Here is a 21,284-nt window from a genome sequence, read left to right as displayed (position 1 = left end):
CCATACCTTTTACCGCAAAAAGACCCGTTGCAGGAGATATTGCGCGTTTATCGCGCTATCCGGCTGCAACGGGTCTTATACTGCCTTGAGGCAAAAAACAGCGCTACACTTTGAGTTGCGCTGTCAGGTCTTCCAGCTTGTCGGTCAGTTCCTGAAGCTTGTCGGTTTCCATGCTGGCCTGGCCCATGGATTGGGACGTGTCGGCCACCATGTGGTTCACCTGATCGATGGTGTGGGTGATCTGCTCGCTGGCGGCTGACTGCTCTTCACTGGCAGCGGCGATGGCCTTGACCTGCCCTACGGTGTTTTCCACCGTGCCCACGATGGCGTCCAGCGCCTCACCAGACTGCTTGGCATAGTCTGTGGCCTGCTCCACCTGCTGTACGGCATTGTCCATGGACGACATGCTCTTGGCGGCGCTTTGCTGAATGGCCTCAATGGCACGGCCCACATCTGTTGTGGAAGCCATGGTTTTTTCTGCCAGTTTACGCACTTCATCGGCCACCACGGCAAAACCCCGCCCGGCTTCGCCAGCACGGGCCGCTTCAATGGCGGCATTAAGAGCCAGCAGGTTGGTCTGGTCGGCAATATCCGAAATAACGTTCATGATTTCGGTAATGGCTCTGGCATGTGATTCCAGCGTGGCCATATCCGTACGCAGTTCAAGGGTGACACGGTGCACGTTTTCAATGCCGTGCAGGGCGTTCTGCACAACTTCCGCCCCTGTGGTGGCCTTTGACATTGTGTGGCCTGAAGCTTCGGCGGCTTTATCCGCATTGCCAGCAACTTCCTGCACTCTGGCGTTCATGTGGCCCATGGATGAGGCGGCCTCTTTAAGCTGCCCTGCGGCAATGGCGGCATTTTTGTCCGACTGCCGGATGCTGCCGGTAAGGGCCACCACAATCTGGGCCAGTTCATCCATGGTTTCTTCCAGCGCCTGCGCCACTTCGGCCATACGCTGGTTCTTCTCCGTGATCTGGCGCTGCGCCTCATTGAGCGCGGTCATGTCCACATACACGCACATGCCGCCAATGCAGGCACCCTCGGCATTGTAAATGGGAAACACGTTGGCGAGCACGTTGACCTTGCCGCCCTTGTGTCCGCCGATGGTCACTTCAAGATTCTTGAAGCACTCGCCCGTTGCCATGCTCTTTCCCACGGCGGTTTTACGCGTGGGATCGTTATAAAACAGATGGGCCAGGGTTTTGCCAAGGCAGGATTCAATGCTGTCGTCGATTTCCAGCATGTTCAGACATGCCCTGTTGGTGCTGAGCGCGCGCTCGTTGGTGTCCACCAAGAGGTACGGCATGGGCAGACCACGCAGGATGCCGTCTTTATATTCCCTGTCGTGTTTAAAAGCCTGTCGCAGGTCTTCAAGACTTGCAAACAGCGGAGCAAGAGAGGGATCAGTATTGTTCAGGCTTCGGCTTGGATTGGCCGCCACGGCGCAGACAGCTTCACCAGCCTCACGCAAAGCCCCGTTTGCAAACGCACGACCGGCAGCAAACGCCCCAAAGGCCGCCACAAGGGCGGTCACTATAAGAGCAAAAACGGGCAAACCCGCAAGCTGATTTACGCCAAAACCAAGACCCGCTGCCAGCAGCGCTGATACGCAACTGTACAAAAGGAATTTACCGTTCACTGAGCCACCTCACTTTAAAACGCAAAAACTTTTTATGCTTGGCAAAAACTTGCCGTCTGCATGCCATCGTGTACAAAACGGAACAGCAGCCCCCTAATGCCGCTGTCCCGGACTATTCTCTTCTCACTCTGCATTTCGGCAGTTTTTGGAAAAAAATTAGTTTTCAGAAAAAAAGGACCATTTTTACCATTTGGTGGTATCCATACTTCATCAATCAAGGTACGACAACTCACCTCAGCATATCTTGCCCGCATTGCACAAACATCTTGACAATTTTTTTTCACCAAGATAATGAAACTCATTCAAAGCGGCTGGCGTTCGCGCCACTGCTACATCCTGATGCGGAACGCAGTTCCTGCGGGGTGGCCTGAATGGGCCCCCTTTTTTTTGTCCTTGTGACAGGGCAAACCCGCCAGGCAAGCGCATTTTCAGCGCAAAGGAATGCTCTAAGAAACGAATGACCGACGACGTACTCAAAGAAACCATCACCAGTTTGGCCGAGCCCCTCGCAACATCGCTGGGCCTGGTTATCTGGGGAGTGGAAATCGTCCGCGCCGGGCGCACAGTGGTTCGGCTCTTTGTAGACGTGCCGTTTTCTGCGGAATCCGGCACCAAGCCCGCCCCCGCCGACACCGACGACATTGATGCGCCAGCCTTGGTCGCGCTTTCTGCCACCCTTGAGCAATGCGAGCATATCTCACGCCACATCGGCCTCGCCCTTGAGGTGGAAGATACCATTCCCGAGGCGTATGTGCTGGAGGTCTCCACCCCCGGCCTGACGCGACTTTTCTTCAGCCTTGACCAGATGCGCCACTATATTGGTGATGTGGTAGAAGCCCGCCTGCTCAGGGCCGTTGCCATCAACGAAGGTTCGCCTGAAGGGCCCAACCCCTCGCACGGCGGCCCCCGCCGCTTGTGGCGCGGCACCCTGCTTTCCGTTGAAGAAAATGCATTCACCCTGGCGCCAGCCACCATCTCGCCCGAGGGCGAGGTGACACCCGAAAACCTGCCGCCGGTCAGCATCCCCTGGGATGCCGTGCGCAGGGCAAGCCGCATGTATATTTTCAGGCAGCCGCAAAAGCCTGGCAAGGGCCGCGCCAAAGCGCCCACCGCCAAGGCGGAGGCCAAGCCCCGCAAGGAAAAGAAAACAAAATCCAGTGGTTCTGAAGAGAACCAGTAAAACCTGACGCAACTGCACACTCGCTTGGCATGGCCAGAATCACTGGCCGCCGTGAATAGAGCAGGAACCAGAGATATTTTCGCCGCAGCGCCAGCAGCCGGAGGCACCCATGAATCTTGAACTTAAAAAGGCCATTGACCAGATCAGCAAGGACAAAGGCCTTGACCGCAACATGCTCATCGACACGCTTGAAGACGCGGTGCGCACTTCGGTGCTGCGCCGCTTCAGCGAAGATATGGACGTGGAAGTGACCTACAATGACGAGACAGGCGACATTGAGGTCTACCAGTTCAAAATCGTCATGGACGACGACGACGTTGCCAATCCTGACACGCAGATCGAATACTCCGAAGCGATCAAGCATGATCCCTCCGTGCAGGTGGACGATGAAATGGGCTTCCGCGTCAAGGTCGAAGACCTTGGCCGCATTGCCGCCCAGTCTGCCAAGCAGGTTATCATCCAGCGCATGCGTGATGCGGAGCAGGAAATCATCTACACCGAATACAAGGACCGCGTGGGCGAAATTGTATCCGGCATCGTGCAGCGCCGCGACAAGGGCGGCTGGGTTGTGAACCTTGGCCGCACCGAGGCCATACTGCCCCGTGAGGAACAGATTCCCCGCGAACATTACAAACGCGGCGACCGTGTGCAGGCCCTCATCATTGAGGTACGCCAGGAAGGACGCGGCCCGCAGGTTGTTGTTTCGCGTTCGCACCGCGATTACATGGCCGCCCTGTTCCGCCGTGAAGTGCCTGAAGTTGACGATGGCGTGGTGCAGATCATGGGCGTTGCCCGCGATCCCGGTTCCCGCGCCAAGGTTGCCGTGCTTTCGCGTGAGCGCGATGTGGATCCCGTGGGCGCATGCGTTGGCGTGCGCGGTTCGCGCATTCAGAACATCGTGCAGGAACTGCATGGCGAGCGCATCGACATTGTTGTCTGGAGCGCAGACATCGCCACCTATGCCCGCAACGCTTTGGCCCCGGCCCTGGTTTCGCGCATCGTGGTGGACGAAGAAGAAAATCTTCTGGAAGTCATCGTGCCTGACGATCAGCTCACCAACGCCATCGGGCGCAAGGGGCAGAACGTCAAGCTGGCCGCGCGCCTGCTGGGCTGGAAGGTCGATATCTTTACCGAAACCCGCTACAACGAGGCCAACGCCATTGGGCACGGCCTTGAACAGGTTGCCAGCGTGGCGGAAGTTTCCATTGAGGCGCTTCTGGCCGCGGGCTACAGCTCGCTGGACAACCTGCGCGAGGCTACGGACCAGGAACTGGCCGACAAGCTCACTATCAGCGCGGCGCGCATTGCCGACCTGCGCTCGGCCATCAACTTCCTGGCCCCGATTGTGGAGAGCACTCCCGAATCCTCGGCAGTGGAGCTGAAAATGCCCGCAGCCACGGAAAGCGGAGATGCAAAAGAATAACGCTGCGCCCGTTGAAGTCGGGGAGCAGCCCTGTGACGGGCCGGAGCGCATGTGCGTCATCTGCCGCCGCCGCTTTCCCAAGGCCGATCTCGACCGCCACGTACTGGCGGAGCAGGGAATTTTGACTTTAGACGCAGAAAAAACCAGACCGGGCAGAGGCTGGTATGTATGTTCCGATCCTGTCTGCGCGGCCAAGTTCGCGAAATTCAGACCCGGAACACGGCGCAAGGGGGGAAAACATGTCCGATGATAAAATAAAAATTAAGGATCTTGGCGGGGATATCTCGCAGGATCCCAAGGATATACTGCGTGTCGCGCGTGAGCTCGGCCTGCCGGTAAAATCCGCTACTGGTTCCGTCACCTCAGAGGAGGCCACTCGCTTGCGCGACTACTTTGCCGAACAGAAACAGGTTGATGCGGAGCGTGCCGGTTCGCAGCGCGACGTCATCGTGCGCCGCCGCCGCAAGGACTCCCCGCAGGAAGCCGAAACCGCAGCGCAGGAAGCCCCCGTTGCCGCACCGGTTGAAACCGAAGCGCCCAAGGAAACTGCCCCTGTGGTAGAAGCCGTGGCTGAAGCGACCCCGGCAGCCCCTGCTGCCGCTGCCGAGCCCGTTGCGCCCAAGGCTTCCAAGCCCGCGCAGGAACCGGCCCCCGCTGCCGAGCACAAGGCCCGCATCGTCAAACCTGCCAAGGTCATTTCGCCAGCGCGCGTTATCAGCCGCCCCAGCGATCAGAAAGAACCCGAGGTTGTGGAAGCTCCGGCTCCCGCAGCAGTGGAATCTGCCCCTGCGCCAGAAGCGGCCCCTGCCGCCCCTGTGGTGGAAGCCGTTTCCGCAAAGGCTCCGGCTGAAAAGCCCCACGCCGACAAGACTGAAGCGCAGGACAAGGCCGCCAAGGCCCGCGTGGCGCGCCCCGACGCCTCGGCCATGCCCGAAGGCTCATCTGCGCCTACCCTGCCCCAGCGTTCTGCCGAAACCCGCGCCAGTGAAGACGGCGAGGAAGGGGCCGCGCCCCGCCGCTCGCCCCGTGCGGAAGCTCCGGCAACGCCGCAGGTTCGCATTATTTCCCGTCCTGTTCCCGGCGCTACGCCCACGCAGGATGCCCGCCCCGCCCGCACTGGCGACAGCCGCCCCGGTGGCTATCCGCCCAGAGACGGCGCTGGCAGGCCTCCCCGTCCCGGCGGTCCCCGTCCTGGCGGCCCCGGTGGCCCCGGCGGCGCGCCGCGTTCTGCTGGCGGCCCCCGTCCCGGTGGCCCCGCAGGCGGCTTTGGGCAGCAGGCAGCACCTGCGTCCCCTTCCGACACACGCGATGGGCAGAGCAAGAAAAAACGCCTCAAGGGTCGCCGTACTGTTGATTTCCAGCAGGGTGATTTTGGCCGCCGCAGCGATGACGACGACAGTGGTCGCCTGAACAGAGGCAAGGGCCGCCGCAAGTCGGGCCGTTCTTCTGTGGTGCCTCAGTCCACCCAGCCGCTCAAGGCCGCCAAGCGCAAGATCCGTATTACCGAAGCCATCCGCGTTGCCGACATGGCCCACCAGATGGGTCTTAAGGCCAACGAGATCATCAAGGTACTCTTTGGTCTTGGCATCATGGCGACCATCAACCAGACGCTGGATATCGACACCGCCACTCTGGTGGCCGCAGAATTCGGCTATGAAGTTGAAAAAGTCGGCTTTTCTGAAGACGATTATCTGGTTCCCAAGGAAGTGGACGCGCCTGAAACTCTCAAGCCGCGCCCGCCTGTTGTTACCATTATGGGTCACGTTGACCACGGTAAAACCTCGCTGCTCGACGCCATACGCAAGTCCAACGTCACCAGCGGCGAAGCCGGCGGCATCACGCAGCACATAGGCGCATACCATGTGAAGACCAAACGCGGCGAAATCGTGTTCCTCGACACGCCCGGCCACGAAGCCTTCACCGCCATGCGCGCCCGTGGCGCTCAGGTCACCGACCTTGTTATTCTTGTGGTCGCCGCCGACGACGGCGTCATGGAGCAGACCCGCGAAGCCATCAACCACTCCCGTGCCGCCAATGTTCCCATTATGGTGGCCGTGAACAAGATGGACAAGCCCGGCGCCGAGCCTGACCGCGTACTGCGCGAACTGGCCGAACTTGGTTTGCAGGCCGAAGAATGGGGCGGTGACACCATCGTTGCCAAGGTTTCGGCCAAGAGCCGCATGGGTCTGGACGAACTGCTCGAAATGGTGGCCCTCCAGTCTGAAATTATGGAGCTCAAGGCCAACCCCGACAAGCCCGCTCGCGGTCATATCGTGGAAGCCAAGCTCGACAAGGGCCGTGGCCCCATCGCCACCGTGCTCATTCAGGAAGGCACCCTGCGCCAGGGCGACAGCTTTGTGTGCGGCACCTTCTCGGGCCGTGTGCGCGCTCTCGTGAGCGACCAGGGCAAGAAGGTCAAGGACGCCGGCCCCTCGCTGCCTGTGGAAGTACAGGGCTTTGAAGGCGTGCCGGAAGCTGGTGAGGAATTCTTTGTGGTGTCCGACGAAAAGGTCGCCCGCCGCATCGCCGATTCCCGCGCGGTCAAGCAGCGTGAACGCGATTTGGCCTCCGAATCGCGCGTCACCCTTGAAACCTTCCTGTCGCAGCGCAAGTCCGATCAGGAAACCCTGACGCTCAACCTTGTGGTCAAGGCGGACGTGCAGGGCAGCCTGGAAGCCATCACCGAAGCTCTGAACAAGCAGAGCACGGAAAAGGTACGCATCAACGTGGTGCACGGCGGCACAGGCGCAATCACGGAATCCGACATCCTGCTGGCTTCTGCCTCGCAGGCCATCATTATCGGCTTCAACGTGCGTCCCACTTCCAAGATCAAGGATGTGGCCGACCACGAAAACGTGGATATCCGCTTCTACGAGATTATCTACAAGCTCGTGGACGATATCAAGAGCGCCATGGCCGGCATGCTCGCCCCTGTGCAGCGTGAAGTGTACCTCGGTCAGGCCGAAGTGCGCGACACCTTCAGCGTGCCCAAGGTCGGCCTTATCGCCGGTTCCTACGTGGCTGACGGCAAGATCGCCCGCAATGCCGGCGTACGCCTGCTGCGCGACGGCGTGGTGGTCTACACGGGCAAAATCTCTTCCCTCAAGCGCTTCAAGGACGACTCCAAGGAAGTGGTTAAGGGCAACGAGTGCGGCGTGGGCCTTGAAAACTTCAACGACGTGAAGATCGGCGACATCATTGAAGCCTTTGAAACCGTCGAAGAAGCCGCCACTCTTTAAACAGTGATTATGGGAAGGGAGGCCGCTTACTGGCCTCCCTTCTTTTTTTGCATACATGCCTTTGACAGACAGCCTTTCAGGCCATATCTGTATTCTTCGGCTGTGCCGGAAGGAGCCCCAAGGGCCAAAAGCACGCCGCCGACCCCTTGCCGCCACAAGGCGACAAGCCTGCAAAATGCCTTTCGCCCGGCAGGAATCCAGCCTATGTCCATGTTTATGGCGGTTCTTACCGTAGAATTCAGCCTGGAAGGCAACGACAATCTCAAGGCCAAGCGCCGCGTTGCCAACAGCCTGAAACAGAAGACCAGAAACAAATTTAATGTAGCCATAGCCGAAGCGGGAACAGAAGACAGTCTCTCCCGCCTGCGGCTTGCAGTGGTATCCATTTCCAACAGCGAGACCCATCTGCGCAGCCGCATGGACAAATGCGCGCTCATGATGGAAGCGGTCTGCCCCGAGGAAATGACGGATAGCCAGGTGGAGATATATGCAGCGGACTGAACTCATTCCCCAGCAATTCCGCGAAGGTGCGGAACGCATGGCCGAAGCTTTTCGCCATGTGGATCAGGTTATTGTGGCCGCCCATGTGAATCCTGACGGTGATGCTGCAGGCGCGGTGGCGGCTGCTGGGCATATTCTGCGCTCCATGGGCAAGGAATTCATGCTCTACGCCCAGCCAGGCCTGCCGGGATATCTGGATTTTTTTTCCACGCCGGGCTTTGTGCACACAACGCTGGAGCATCCGCCCTTCAAGCCGCGCTGCGCGGTGCTGCTTGACTGCGGCGAACCCGAACGCCTTGGGCGCGAGCTGGCGGGTCGCCTGCCGGATATGCAAACCCTGAATATTGACCACCACCTCGGCGGCAACGGCATGGGGAACGTGGCAAACTGGGTTGAACCCCAGGCAGCGGCCACAGCCCAGCTCATGGCCTATGTGGCCCTGGCCGCAGGCCTGCCCCTTACTGGCGAGCTGGCAAACGCCCTGGCCCTTGGCATCATTACCGACACTGGCGGCTTCTGCCACGGCAATACCAGCGCCGAGGTGCTCTACCTCACGGCCCATCTGGTTGAGCATGGCTGTAATATTGCCCAGTTGCGCGAACATCTTGAAAATAGCTGGAGCCGTGGCCGCCTGACCCTCTGGGGCCAGCTTTTGCAGCGGGCGCACCTTGAGCGCAACGGCAGCGTCTGTTTTTGTCCAGTCTATCTTGAAGACCTGCGCAAATGCGGGGCGCTGAAGGAAGACCTCGAAGGCTTTGTGGAACAACTGCGCCGTTTGCGCGGCGTTCAGGTGGCCGCTGTGCTGCGGGAGGATTCCCCGGCCTGCTGCAAATTCAGCCTGCGCTCCTATGGCGCGGTAGACGTGCGCGCCGCAGCGGCCAGACTTGGCGGCGGCGGGCACCGCAATGCTGCGGGCGGCACCGTGAGGGCAGATATGGACGCGGCAAGCGCCCAGCTGCTTGCTGCCATTGCCCAAGAACTGGACGCCGAAGCTCTGGGTTCGTCCGGCGAGTAACAGTTTTCTGCTTTTTCTCGGTTTTGGCTCCCCCAGTGGCCTTTGTCGCCGATATTTTTTTGACTTATGCCCGCTCTGCGGCTATGGTTGCAACTTGCGTATGAGTATGACCACAGCGGCTGTTGCCGCACCCAGCACCCCAGACCGGCAGCCGGCAAAAAGCTCCGGGGCGGCCCAGTTGCCCCAGCAGCACGGCATTCTGGTGTTGCGCAAGCCCTCCGGCCCCACCTCGGCCCGTTGCCTCACGGCTATCAAACGCCTTGGGCAAAAAAAGATCGGGCATGCAGGCACTCTTGATCCTTTGGCATCAGGAGTTCTGCTTGTTTTGCTGGGACAGGCCACCAAGCTTTCAGGCCATCTGCTGGCTGGCGGCGGCAAGGTTTACAGCGGCACGTTGCGGCTGGGACAGGCCACCGACACATGGGATATTGAAGGCAAAGTTGTGGCCGAAGCGCCGTGGGAGCATGTGAGCGAAGCTGACGTGCGCCGCGAGGTCGCCGCATGGCTTGAGCTTGCCGAGCAGGCCGTGCCGCCCTATTCAGCGGCCAAGCACGAAGGCCAGCCGCTCTACAAACTGGCGCGCAAGGGTGTAGAAGCCCCTGCCAAGGTCAAACGCATAAAAATTTCGCAGGCGGAAACACTCGAAGTGAGTCTTCCGTTTGTGAGCTTTCGGGTCGCTTGCAGTTCTGGCACCTATATACGCTCCCTGGCCCACAGCTTGGGGACGCGCTTAGGGTGTGGAGCCGTGCTCACAGAACTGACCCGGGAGTATAGTCACCCCTTCGGCCTCGATGTGGCCCGCGATCCTGCGGACTTCACGGCTGATCCCGCCCTGTTGCCGGGTTGCGTGCGTCCCATTGCGGAAGCACTGCCCCACTGGCGCAAGGTAGATCTCACGCCGGATGAAGCCGCTCGTGTGCGCAACGGCATAGCCGTGCCATGCCGCCCGGAAGCTCCCGCGCAAGTGGATGCCCCCGAGCCGGGCGCGACAGATGCCGAGCCTGCGGAAGGCTTTGCGCTGCTGCTTGAACAGGGCACTGCTCTGGCTCTGGCGCAGCTCGAAACCACGCCCGCTGGCCCATGTTGGACCGTGTTGCGGGGACTTTGGAACTAACCCCGACTATCAAGGAGTACTGCTGTGGTAATGGATGCCAGCGACAAGAAAACGGTTATTGATGCCCACGCCAAACATGAAGGCGACACCGGTTCCCCGGAAGTTCAGGTGGCTCTGCTCACCGCCCGTATTGAAGACCTCACCGGTCACTTCAAAGAACACAAGAAGGACTTCCACTCCCGCACTGGTCTGCTCAAGCTGGTTGGCCGCCGTCGCAACATTCTGAACTATCTGAAGAAGAAAGACGTTCAGCGTTACCGCGCTCTTATCGAAAAGCTCGGTCTGCGCAAGTAAGACTTCTGTCGCGCAAGGGGGAGCCAGCGCTCCCCCTTGTTGCTTGAATCAACCCCATCGAGGGTACAAAACGCGAAGAAGGGGGGTCCGGGAAAATCAGGCAGAGGCCAATGGCCGAGGATCTGCCCGCTTTTGCCGGAATCCCCTTCGCACGACGCAAAGGATTTTTTATGTATCAAGATATTTTTGAACCCATCAGGGTTACAGCCATGGTCGGCGGCAAGGAAGTTATCCTTGAAACAGGCCGTATGGCCAATCAGGCCCACGGTTCTGTGTGGATTCAGTGCGGCGGCACCGTGGTACTCGTCACCGTGTGCTCGCAGACGCTTGAATTCGACAAGGGATTCTTCCCCCTTACCGTTGAATACTCCGAAAAAATGTACGCCGCTGGCCGCATCCCCGGCAGCTTTTTCCGCCGTGAAATCGGCCGTCCTTCCGAACGTGAAACCCTGGTTTCCCGCCTGATCGACCGCCCGCTGCGTCCGCTCTTCCCCAAGAAGGGCCTGAACGAAGACGTGCAGGTTCTTGCCAGCGTCATTTCTGCCGATCAGGTGAACGACTCCGATGTGCTGGCGCTTACGGGCGCTTCCGCCGCTGTCATGCTTTCGCCCCTGCCCTTTGACGGCCCTGTGGCCGGTGGCCGCATTGGCCGCATCAATGGGCAGTTTGTGCTGAACCCCACCTTTGAGCAGCAGGAACAGAGCGACCTCAACATCGTGTTTGCCGCCTCCGCCGATGCGCTCACCATGGTGGAAGGCGAAGCCCGCTTTGTGCCCGAAGAAGTCATCATCGACGCTCTTGAATGGGGCCGCCAGCAGATTCAGCCCCTGGTTGAAGCCCAGCTCAAGCTGCGCGAACTTGCCGGCAAGCCCAAGATGGCCTTTACCCCCCACGCCGACGACCCGGTTCTGGTTGCCCGCGTGAAGGAACTGGCCCTTGCCGCTGGCCTGGAAGAAGCCCTGCGCGTGCCTGAAAAGATGGCCCGCAAGGACGCCCGCAAGGCCGTGAAAGAAAAGGTCATGGAAAACCTCAAGAGCGATCCGGCCTGGGCCGAAAACGACGCCGCGCTCAAGAGCGTGGGCGACATGCTCTCCGACCTGGAAAAGAAGCTGGTGCGCGCACGTATTGTCAACGAAGGCACGCGCATTGACGGCCGCGACACCAAGACCGTGCGCCCCATCCAGATCCAGACCGGCCTGCTGCCCCGCGCCCACGGCTCCGCCCTGTTCCGCCGTGGCGAAACCAAGTCCATGGTTGTGACGACCCTTGGTTCTTCCACTGACGAACAGCGCATGGATTCGCTCACCGGCGACGTGACCAAGCGCTTTATGCTGCACTACAACTTCCCGCCTTTCTCTGTGGGCGAGGTCAAGCCCGTGCGCGTTTCGCGCCGCGAAATCGGCCACGGCGCCCTGGCTGAAAAGTCCCTGCGCCCCGTGCTGCCCGCTGACGCTGATTTTCCCTTTACCCTGCGCGTTGTGTCCGAGACTCTCGAATCCAACGGCTCCTCCTCTATGGCTGCCGTGTGCGGCGGCTCGCTTTCCCTCATGGATGCAGGCGTGCCCATCAGCGCCCCTGTGGCTGGTGTGGCCATGGGCCTCATCAAGGAAGGCGACAAGTTCATCGTGCTCACCGACATTCTTGGTGACGAAGACGCCCTCGGCGACATGGACTTCAAGATCGCAGGTACCGCTGAAGGCGTGACCGGCGTGCAGATGGACATCAAGATCACCGGCCTCACCACCGAGATCATGCGCGCCGCCATGAAGCAGGCCCACGAAGGCCGCCATCACATTCTGGAAGAAATGGCGAAGGCCATTGGCGAACCGCGCAAGGAACTTTCGCGCTTTGCCCCCCAGCATGCCGAAGTGTTCGTGAATCCGGACATCATCCGCCTCATCATTGGCCCCGGCGGCAAGAACATCAAGGCCATCACCGCAGCTACAGGCGCATCTGTGGACATTGAAGATACGGGCCGCGTGTCCATCTTCGCCCCCACGGCTGAAGCCCTGGAAAAAGCCCGCGAAATGGTTTCGTACTATGACCAGCGCCCCGACCTCGGCAAGAACTATCTTGCCAAGGTGCGCAAAATCATGGAAATCGGCGCCATCGTGGAAGTGCTGCCCAATGTGGAAGCCCTTGTGCACGTGTCGCAGCTTGACGTTAACCGCGTGGAACAGCCCGGCGACGTCGCTCGCCTTGGCGAAGACATGATGGTCAAGGTCATTGAAATCAACGGCGACCGCATCCGCGCCAGCCGCAAGGCCGTGCTGCTTGAAGAACAGGGGCACCCCTGGAATCCCGAAGAAACCGCCCGTCCTCCCCGTTCCGACAGGGGCGACCGTGGCGACAGAAATGGCCGTGGTGACCGTGGCGGGCGTGACCGCCGCGACCGTGGCGACAGACGTTAAATTGTATTGCGCGCTGGCCGGACACCCTCCGGCCAGCGCCCTGACCGCGCGATGAAAGGAATATTTCATGGCCAAAAAAGCTGAAAACAAGATTCAGGCTGCCGAAACCGAAGCCGAAGAATGGGTTCGCGTTGACAGCGACGGCAATCCTCTTGCCGATCAGGCTCCTACTGCCGAAGAGCTGGAAGCAAAACTGGCTGCCGCCAACCGTGGGCATACAGAAACCCTTGGCGATGCCTGGGCTGTACTGACGGGGCAAAATCCCGCCGCCATCATGGGCCAGATTGCCACCACCGTCATGCACGATGGCGGCACCCGCCCCTCATGGCAGTGGAAACGTGACGGCAAGGATCACATTCTGCTGGCATGGCCGCAGGATCAGCCCGTGAGGGCTGCCGTGCTTGTGGCTGGCGAGGAAGGGGAAAAGCTTGCCCCAGTTACCGCCACCCCCCTGCTTGAAGGGCTGCCCAACGACCTCACGGTTGACAACGTGCACCCCTGGCAGACCGGCGTTGAGGCCAACGTGGCCGTGACCATGCTTGAAGGTAAAAACCCCATGTGGTTTTACGACCCGCTGTATGGACGCGACAAGGACGACCTCACCCCCGGCGTCATGCACACATTTTTGCTGGCTGGCCTCGCCCTTGGCCTGCGTAAGGCCCTGCTGGACGAAATCACCATCACCCAGGGCGTGCGCTACGAGGCCTATGCCGAGGCGTGGCTTGCCGAAAACCCCGGCAAAACCCGCCTGGACGTTCCGCCTCTCAAGGTGAGCGTCAGCAATCGTCACCTCATCATGCCTGGCCGTAATTTCTGCGAATACCAGATGCGCGCCACCATTGAAGAAGTGAAGGACTGCCAGCTTGAAAAAATGCCCGTAAAGCTGCTCTACCTCAGCTTTCCCTTTGAGGACAGGCAGCCTATGCGTCTGGCTGTTTACGCCTCCAAGATGGTTCTGGGCGACTACGAACCAGAAGCGGGACACGAAATTGATGCCTATGTATGGCTGCAAGGCCGTATCATTGACATTGACCAGGGACCGCAGCAATAATCTTCTGAAGGGCCGCGCCACGGGCGCGGCCCTTCACCCCTCTGTGGCGGAGCCGCCTTGCCGCCAGCTATGAAGCGGCCCGTTTCAGAACAATCAGCCCCATCGGGGCCACTGCGACCTGGGATTGCACCATCCGCAAGCCGACAACAGGTCAGACCAGATCCACTATTCCCCCCTCAGTCGGCATCAACGGGCACCTTGTGCCGTGATGCCTGATGTGCCGTTCCGTATTGCAGCATTTTTGCTTGAGATTGCTCAGGTTACTGCGTGAGCAGATGCCCGCCACCAAGGCAACGCAGCTATGGACAATGTTCGGCAACTTCGGAAAACAGCGCCGTACTCACGCCGCATTGAGCAGGGGACATATGCAAGAAGCCCATTTCGCCGCGCCCTTCATGGGCACAGGGCAGTGCCTCGACACCCTTAACCGGGTGTTGGCCGCCCTATCGCCGGGCCATTCCTTTCACGATTCTCTACAGGAGCTGCTGGCGGCTCTTGCAGAAGACATGCACTTCGACAGGCCCCACATCGTGGTTCAGGATCCCGAAAGCGGCGAGCTCAAGCTCTCGCTTTCCTACGGCCCTGCGGACGCGCCCGAGGCCGCCTATGAACCGGGATCAGGCATCACTGGTCAAGTTTTTGCCGAGGGCAGGCCCATAATTGTTTCATGCATGCAGGGTCGGCCAGACTTTCAGAACCGCCTTTTTGGCCGCAGCCAGGAAGAAATGGCGCGGCTGGCATTCATAAGCGTGCCGGTGCGCGTTGAAAATGCCGACCAGACGGAAGTTATCGGCACCCTGAGCGCCGATACTCCCACCGCCCCGGAATCAGAACTGGATCTGCGCTGCCGCTTTCTCGAAACAGTAGCCACGCTTGTGGGTCGGCAGGTGGCCCGTTTGCAGGAAGAAATGGCGCGCCAGCATTTCTGCATGCTGCCCGATGAACCTCTTGTCAGCGGCACGCCAGCCTCGGTCATTGCCACCTCCAAGAGCTTGCGGCACGTGCTGCGCCGCCTCACGCAGGCCGGGGCCAGCCGCGCAACCGTGCTGTTGCGCGGGGAGTCGGGCGTGGGCAAAGAACTGATGGCCCAGGCCCTGCACACAGCAAGCCCCAGGCGCGCGCAGCCTCTGGTCATGCTCAACTGCGCCGCCCTGCCCTCAGAGCTCATTGAAGGCGAGCTTTTTGGCTGGCGCAAGGGCGCGTTTACAGGCGCTGTGCAAAACCGCGCCGGGCTTTTCCGCCAAGCAGACAAGGGCACGCTGTTTCTGGACGAAATCGGCGACCTTTCCACCACAGCCCAGGCAAAGGTGCTGCGCGCGCTTCAGGAAGGCGAAATCCAGCCGCTGGGCGATGAACGCCGCTACAAGGTGGACGTACGCCTTGTCTGCGCCACCAACCGCCCGCTGGAAGAGCTGGTGGAGCAGGGGCTGTTCCGCGAGGATCTTTACTACCGCATCAATGTCTTTCCCGTGTTTATTCCCCCGCTGCGCGAAAGACCGGAGGACATTTTGCCCCTCACGGAGCATTTTCTGCGCATGTTCAGCAAGGAATACGACCGCCCGGTACGGCGCATTTCCACGCCTGCCATCGACCTTTTGCTGCAATACCACTGGCCCGGCAACGTGCGTGAGCTGAAAAACGTCATGGAACGCGCCGTGCTTATCTGCGAGGATGCCGTGCTGCGCGCCCATCACCTGCCCAGCACCCTGCAAAGCGCGGAGAGCAGCAGCACCGGCCCCACGGGCGGCGGCCTTGGCTTTAATGAAACCATCGCCAGGGTGGAGCAGGAATTTATTGTGGACGCCCTCAAAAACGCCCGTGGCAACATCCATCAGGCCGCGCGTGATCTGGGCATCACCTACCGCATCATCTATTACAAGATGAAAAAATACGGCATAGATCACCGCAGGTTCGCGCCTTCAAACCCTGCATAAAGCCACAAAGAGATGTAGGACATACACACTTCACACCCGGCCCGACAGATTAAAAGTCTGACGGGCCGGGTGTTCTTTTTTGCGCTGGCGCTTGGAGCTGTGGGCCGGACAGACAGCACCGCTCCGAATGCGTACAAAAATGTTTTAAAATCCCCTGATTTTACAAAAATGTTTTAATATTAGCGTACCAAGAAAAAATTTATCAAGTAATTACTGAATATTACATAAAGCACGGCCTTGGAACGCCTCTTGCTTACCTATGTGCTGTAGCAAGCAGCGCGGCAACCATGGGGGTGCGCCGCGTCACGTACAGACATACAGACAGTTCCAAGGAGGCTCCACATGTTCAAGAAAACGTTGGCGGCGTTGGCTCTCATGCTCGTCACCCTGTGCGGTTCGCTGAACGCAAAGGCCGCAGAAGACACCATCAAGGTGGGCATTCTGCACTCGCTCTCCGGCACCATGGCCATCAGCGAAACAACGCTGAAAGACGTCATGCTCATGCTCATTGACGAGCAGAACAAAAAAGGCGGCCTGCTGGGCAAGAAGCTGGAACCAGTGGTGGTAGACCCTGCCTCCAACTGGCCCCTCTTTGCAGAAAAGGCCCGCGAGCTGCTGAGCAAGGACAAGGTCGCCGCTGTTTTCGGCTGTTGGACCTCGGTTTCGCGCAAGTCCGTCTTGCCCGTGTTTGAAGAACTCAACGGCCTCCTCTTCTACCCTGTGCAGTACGAAGGCGAAGAATCATCGCGCAACGTCATCTACACCGGCGCGGCCCCGAACCAGCAGGCCATTCCCGCTGTGGACTACCTGATGAACGATCTCGGCGTGAAGCGCTGGGTACTGGCCGGTACGGACTACGTGTTCCCCCGCACCGCCAACAAGATCATCGAAGCCTACCTGATCTCCAAGGGAGTGAAAAAGGAAGATATCCTTATCAACTACACGCCCTTCGGTCATTCCGACTGGCAGTCCATCGTTGCTGAAATCAAAAAGTTCGGCAACGCGGGCAAAAAGACCGCCGTGGTTTCCACCCTCAACGGCGATGCCAACGTGCCTTTCTACAAGGAACTTGCCAACCAGGGCATCACGGCCGCCGACATTCCCGTCATGGCTTTCTCCGTGGGTGAAGAAGAACTTTCCGGCATAGACACCAAGCCCCTGGTGGGCCATCTGGCTGCCTGGAACTACTTCATGAGCGTGGACAATCCCGCCAACAAGGCCTTCATCAAAAAGTGGCACGACTTCACCAAGAATCCCAAGCGCGTGACCAACGACCCCATGGAAGCCCACTACATCGGCTTCAACCTGTGGGTGAAGGCTGTTGAAAAGGCCCAGAGCACCGATGTGAACAAGGTTCTGAAGGCCATTGTGGGTCTTGAAACCCCCAACCTCACCGGCGGCATGGCCAAGGTACTGCCCAACCACCACATCACCAAGCCCGTGCTGATCGGCGAAATCCAGGCTGACGGCCAGTTCCAGGTGGTCTGGGAAACTCCCTCTGTGGTTCCCGGCGAAGCGTGGTCGCACTACCTGCCCGAATCCAAGGATCTGATCGGCGACTGGACCGACCCCATCAACTGCGGCAACTACAATACCAAGACCAAGAAGTGCGGCGGCGCTTCCAAATAGCCCGCGCAACCGTATGAACCTGCTGCGGGGGCCTCAGCGGCCCCCGCAATCCCCCCACGGCACGTCGGCCAGGGCCAGCGCCCGCGCAGACCCGGCAGACCAGACTAAAGGATATTCCCATGCGCACGGCGCTCTTGCTCTGCTGCCTCATAATTTTCAGCCTGCCTCCCGCAGTGCTGGCGTCCGGACCGGAACCGGACGGGAATGCCGGGGGCGCGGTTTCGACTCCTTCCGCGTCCCCGGTGCAAACTTCGCCATCCATTATTCCAGCCGATCTGCTCAAGGCTCTGGTGAGCCCCAAGGTAGCAGACAGGGATGCGGCCATTGCCGCGCTGGAAAAGGATGACAGCAGCCTTGCCGCGCCACTGCGCGAAAAGCTGCTGGAAGCCCTGCTGCGCAACACCCTGCTGGCCGATGCCGCCGCAGGAACGCTCTTTGTGAGCGACGATGCGGGTCAGGCGCGCCTTCTTGACGCCAAAGGCGAACTTGGCGCGGTGCAGAATGCCGACAACCTGCGCAAAGTGGGCACAAGCAACCGCCAGCGCCAGCGCATTACGGATATTCTCAACGCTCAGGCTCTTACTTCAACCGACACGGACAAGCGCCGTCAGGCATCGGCAGCCCTCATGGACAGCGCCACCCCGCCCCTCAAGGCAGAGGCCCTGAACAAACTGCTGGCTGGTGAAAAAGATGAAGCCGTGCGCGGCAACCTCAACGCAGCTCTTGCCCTGTACGTGGCGGCTGATCCAGCCGCCGTGCGCTCAGACCAGCTTGCCGCCGTCAAAGCCCTGAACAGCAACGGCAGTCCCGCCGCCCTCAACGCCCTGCGCACGCTTGCCGCTTCATCCGACGCGGCTGTGGCCAAGGCTGCGGACGATGCCCTCTATTCCCAGCGCGTTTCCGCCCAGTGGGCGCAGTTCTTTGAAATGCTCTTTTTTGGCACGAGCCTGGGATCCATTCTTGTGCTGGCCGCCATTGGCCTTGCCATCACCTTTGGCGTCATGGGCGTCATCAACATGGCCCACGGCGAGCTGATCATGCTTGGGGCCTATACTGCCTGGGGCATGCAGCAGCTCTTGCCGGGCCAGCCCGGCCTTGCTCTCATTCTGGCTGTGCCCGCCGCCTTTCTGGTGAGCGGCGGCACAGGCGTACTGCTTGAAAAGACTGTTATCCGCTTTCTCTACGGTCGCCCGCTGGAAACATTGCTGGCGACATTCGGCATCAGCCTTGTGCTGCAACAAGCCGTGCGCACGGTGTTTTCGCCCCTTAACCGCGCCGTGCAGAACCCGGAATTCATGAGCGGCGTGTGGCAGATCACCCAGCATTTCAGCCTGACCTGCAACCGCGTGTACATCATCCTTTTCTGCCTTGGCGTGTTTGCCCTCATCCATGTGGCCATGCACCGCACCCGGCTGGGGCTTGAAGTGCGCGCCGTATCGCAAAACAGGGCCATTGCCCGCTGCATGGGCATACGCGCCTCGCGCGTGGACGCGCTGACATTCGGCCTTGGCTCCGGCGTGGCGGGCATGGCTGGCGTGGCCTTGAGCCAGGTTTCCAACGTTGGACCCAATCTGGGCCAGACCTACATTGTGGATTCCTTCATGGTGGTAGTGTTTGGCGGCGTGGGCAACCTCTGGGGAACGCTCACGGGCGGGCTGGCTCTTGGCATTGCCAACAAGTTTCTGGAACCTGCCAGTGGAGCCATGCTTTCCAAGATCATCATTCTGGTCTGCCTTATCCTGTTCATCCAGAAGCGCCCGCGCGGCTTGTTTCCGCAAAAGGGCCGTGCGGTGGAGGCATAAATGGCGACCGATATCTTTGAACGCGAAAGGCTGCTCAACACGCCTACCCGCAATTTTCTGGCTGTTACCGCCCTGCTGTCCCTGGCTGTGGTTGCAGGCAGCCTGCTGCCCGCAGGCAGCGCCCTGCACGTGCCGGGCTACATGGTCACCCTGCTGGGCAAGTATCTGACATATTCCCTGCTGGCCCTTTCCGTTGATCTGGTCTGGGGTTTCATGGGCGTGCTCAGTCTTGGGCACGGCGCGTTTTTCGCCCTTGGGGGTTATGGCTTCGGCATGTACCTCATGCGGCAGATAGGCGCACGCGGCGTATACGGCAATGCCAACCTACCGGACTTCATGGTTTTTCTGAACTGGAAAGAACTGCCATGGTTCTGGCAGGGCAGCGAATACTTTGTGGTGGCAGTGCTGCTGGTGGTGCTGCTGCCCGGCCTGCTGGCCTATGTATTTGGCAGGCTGGCCTTTGGTTCGCGGGTTTCGGGCGTGTATTTTTCCATCATGAGTCAGGCCATGACCTACGCCCTCCTGCTGGCCTTTTTCCGCAACGAAATGGGCTTTGGCGGCAACAACGGCCTTACAGCCTTCAAGACCCTGCTGGGCTTTGAATTGCAGACAGACGGCATGCGTACAACCCTGTTTGCCTGCTCCGCCGTGGCGCTTATGGCTGGCTACCTCCTGTGCCGGGCTGTGACGGCGTCGCGCCTTGGGCGCGTGTGCGTGGCCGTGCGCGATGCGGAAAGCCGCGTGCGCTTTATCGGCTACAGGGTGGAGCGGTATCAGGTGGCGGTGTTCACGCTGTCCGCCATTCTGGCGGGCATCGGCGGCGCGCTGTATGTGCCGCAGGTGGGCATCATCAACCCCGGCGAATTTTCGCCCCTCAACTCCATTGAAATTGTGGTCTGGGTGGCGCTGGGGGGCCGGGGGCGGCTTTATGGCGCGGTGCTTGGCGCCTTTGCCGTCAATGCCTTCAAAACGTGGTTTACGGCGGTCATGCCCGAGGCATGGCTGTTTGCCCTTGGCGGAATGTTTGTGCTGGTGACCATCTTCCTTCCGCAGGGTCTGGCGGGCTTGCCCGATCAGTGGCGCAACCGCGCAACACGCGGCGCTATGCCAGATTCCCCTGCCGATTCCACCAATGAAGGAGGCGCAGCATGAAGACCCAGCAGGATATTTTGCACGGGCGCAGCCTCGAGGATGTGGCAGAAGCCGCCCGCGCCTACGAAGAAACCCACGCCCCCTTTGACAAGCGCCCCATGAAGATGCGCGCCCGGCCCCCGCGACACATGATGTCCAAGCCGGACATCGCGCTGTACATGGAAAAAATCAGCGTGAGTTTTGACGGCTTCAAGGCGCTCAACGATCTGACCTTCTATGTGGACAAGGGCGAACTGCGCTGCGTCATCGGCCCCAACGGCGCGGGCAAGACCACCATGATGGACGTGATCACCGGCAAAACCCGGCCCGACACTGGCTCCGCATGGTTTGGCCGCACCTGCAATCTGCTGCAAATGGACGAAGTCGCCATCGCTCAGGCGGGTATTGGCCGCAAATTCCAGAAGCCCTCGGTGTTCGAGGCCCTGAGCGTGCTGCAGAATCTGGAGCTGGCGCTGGCTGGCGACAAGCGGGTATGGCCCACATTCCGCGCGCGGCTCTCTGCCGACAGCAAGGTCTTTATCGAAGAAGTGCTGCACCGCATCCGTCTGACGGAACTGGCCCGTTTGCAGGCTGGCAAGCTCTCGCACGGGCAAAAGCAGTGGCTTGAAATCGGTATGCTTCTCATGCAGAAGCCGCAGCTCTTGCTGCTGGACGAACCAGTGGCAGGCATGACCCCTGAAGAAATGGACCGCACCATCGAGCTGCTGCATGACCTTGAAGGCGAGCAGAGCATCATGGTGGTGGAGCACGACATGGAATTTGTGCGGGCCATTGCCCACAAGGTCACGGTGCTGCATCAGGGCAGCGTGCTGGCCGAGGGCACCATGGACGAAATGCAGAACCATCCCGCCGTGGTGGAGGCCTATCTGGGCGAACCGCTGGGTGCGGCCTAGCGCC

General features: G+C 60.1%; 17 protein-coding genes. 15 read left to right on the top strand and 2 right to left on the bottom strand.

Going from position 1 to position 21,284, the window contains the following annotated elements; genetic code table 11:
* Positions 1-103: 103 nt before the first annotated feature.
* Together ACUZ79_RS02735 and ACUZ79_RS02730 are read right to left on the bottom strand one after the other, a co-directional pair.
* Positions 104-1,642, bottom strand: a complete 1,539-nt coding sequence (locus ACUZ79_RS02735; RefSeq protein WP_449250645.1) for a methyl-accepting chemotaxis protein — start codon at positions 1,640-1,642, stop codon at positions 104-106.
* 32 nt (positions 1,643-1,674) lie between these two features.
* Positions 1,675-1,944 (bottom strand): hypothetical protein, encoded by a 270-nt coding sequence (locus tag ACUZ79_RS02730; RefSeq protein ID WP_240823475.1) that lies wholly within the window; start codon positions 1,942-1,944, stop codon positions 1,675-1,677.
* Between the two features lie 155 nt (positions 1,945-2,099).
* On the opposite strand from ACUZ79_RS02730, the gene ACUZ79_RS02725 reads away from it, so the two are divergent.
* From ACUZ79_RS02725 to urtD, 15 genes are all read left to right on the top strand, one after another.
* The gene (locus tag ACUZ79_RS02725; protein WP_240823474.1) at positions 2,100-2,822 is read left to right on the top strand and encodes a ribosome maturation factor RimP; all 723 of its coding nucleotides are present in this window, start codon (positions 2,100-2,102) and stop codon (positions 2,820-2,822) included.
* A 109-nt stretch (positions 2,823-2,931) separates the two neighbouring features.
* Entirely contained in the window at positions 2,932-4,245 is a 1,314-nt protein-coding gene (gene nusA, locus ACUZ79_RS02720; protein ID WP_240823473.1) for a transcription termination factor NusA, read from the top strand.
* On the top strand, positions 4,232-4,495 hold the full coding sequence (locus ACUZ79_RS02715; protein WP_449250644.1) for a YlxR family protein: 264 nt from the start codon (positions 4,232-4,234) through the stop codon (positions 4,493-4,495). The genes nusA and ACUZ79_RS02715 overlap by 14 nt, the downstream gene beginning before the upstream one ends.
* The gene (infB, locus tag ACUZ79_RS02710) at positions 4,485-7,484 is read left to right on the top strand and encodes a translation initiation factor IF-2 (protein ID WP_449250643.1); all 3,000 of its coding nucleotides are present in this window, start codon (positions 4,485-4,487) and stop codon (positions 7,482-7,484) included. The genes ACUZ79_RS02715 and infB overlap by 11 nt, the downstream gene beginning before the upstream one ends.
* A gap of 210 nt (positions 7,485-7,694) precedes the next feature.
* Complete coding sequence (locus tag ACUZ79_RS02705; protein ID WP_240823675.1) at positions 7,695-7,985, top strand: DUF503 domain-containing protein; 291 nt, start codon at positions 7,695-7,697, stop codon at positions 7,983-7,985.
* The gene (locus tag ACUZ79_RS02700; protein WP_449250642.1) at positions 7,972-9,000 is read left to right on the top strand and encodes a DHH family phosphoesterase; all 1,029 of its coding nucleotides are present in this window, start codon (positions 7,972-7,974) and stop codon (positions 8,998-9,000) included. Before ACUZ79_RS02705 ends, ACUZ79_RS02700 begins: the two co-directional genes overlap by 14 nt.
* A 178-nt stretch (positions 9,001-9,178) precedes the next feature.
* A complete protein-coding gene (gene truB / locus ACUZ79_RS02695; RefSeq protein ID WP_449252155.1) occupies positions 9,179-10,114 on the top strand; it encodes a tRNA pseudouridine(55) synthase TruB in 936 nt (311 codons plus the stop codon).
* A 24-nt stretch (positions 10,115-10,138) separates the two neighbouring features.
* The gene (rpsO, locus tag ACUZ79_RS02690; RefSeq protein WP_022659913.1) at positions 10,139-10,408 is read left to right on the top strand and encodes a 30S ribosomal protein S15; all 270 of its coding nucleotides are present in this window, start codon (positions 10,139-10,141) and stop codon (positions 10,406-10,408) included.
* A 170-nt stretch (positions 10,409-10,578) separates the two neighbouring features.
* On the top strand, positions 10,579-12,819 hold the full coding sequence (gene pnp, locus ACUZ79_RS02685) for a polyribonucleotide nucleotidyltransferase (protein WP_240823470.1): 2,241 nt from the start codon (positions 10,579-10,581) through the stop codon (positions 12,817-12,819).
* A gap of 67 nt (positions 12,820-12,886) precedes the next feature.
* Positions 12,887-13,870 carry a hypothetical protein gene (locus ACUZ79_RS02680; RefSeq protein ID WP_449250641.1) on the top strand — a complete coding sequence of 328 codons (984 nt, stop codon included), beginning with the start codon at positions 12,887-12,889 and terminating at the stop codon, positions 13,868-13,870.
* Between the two features lie 365 nt (positions 13,871-14,235).
* A complete protein-coding gene (locus ACUZ79_RS02675; RefSeq protein ID WP_240823467.1) occupies positions 14,236-15,804 on the top strand; it encodes a sigma-54-dependent Fis family transcriptional regulator in 1,569 nt (522 codons plus the stop codon).
* A 342-nt stretch (positions 15,805-16,146) separates the two neighbouring features.
* A complete protein-coding gene (gene urtA / locus ACUZ79_RS02670) occupies positions 16,147-17,433 on the top strand; it encodes an urea ABC transporter substrate-binding protein (RefSeq protein WP_240823466.1) in 1,287 nt (428 codons plus the stop codon).
* Between the two features lie 119 nt (positions 17,434-17,552).
* A complete protein-coding gene (urtB, locus tag ACUZ79_RS02665; RefSeq protein WP_449250640.1) occupies positions 17,553-19,235 on the top strand; it encodes an urea ABC transporter permease subunit UrtB in 1,683 nt (560 codons plus the stop codon).
* Positions 19,236-20,387, top strand: coding sequence for an urea ABC transporter permease subunit UrtC (gene urtC, locus ACUZ79_RS02660; protein WP_449250639.1), 1,152 nt, complete (start codon positions 19,236-19,238; stop codon positions 20,385-20,387).
* Positions 20,384-21,280 (top strand): urea ABC transporter ATP-binding protein UrtD, encoded by an 897-nt coding sequence (gene urtD, locus ACUZ79_RS02655; RefSeq protein ID WP_449250638.1) that lies wholly within the window; start codon positions 20,384-20,386, stop codon positions 21,278-21,280. The genes urtC and urtD overlap by 4 nt, the downstream gene beginning before the upstream one ends.
* Positions 21,281-21,284 lie beyond the last annotated feature (4 nt).

This window comes from Desulfovibrio faecalis, from assembly GCF_053570625.1.
Note: the sequence above shows the minus strand (reverse complement) of the source record. Positions and strands in the feature narration are given on the sequence as shown.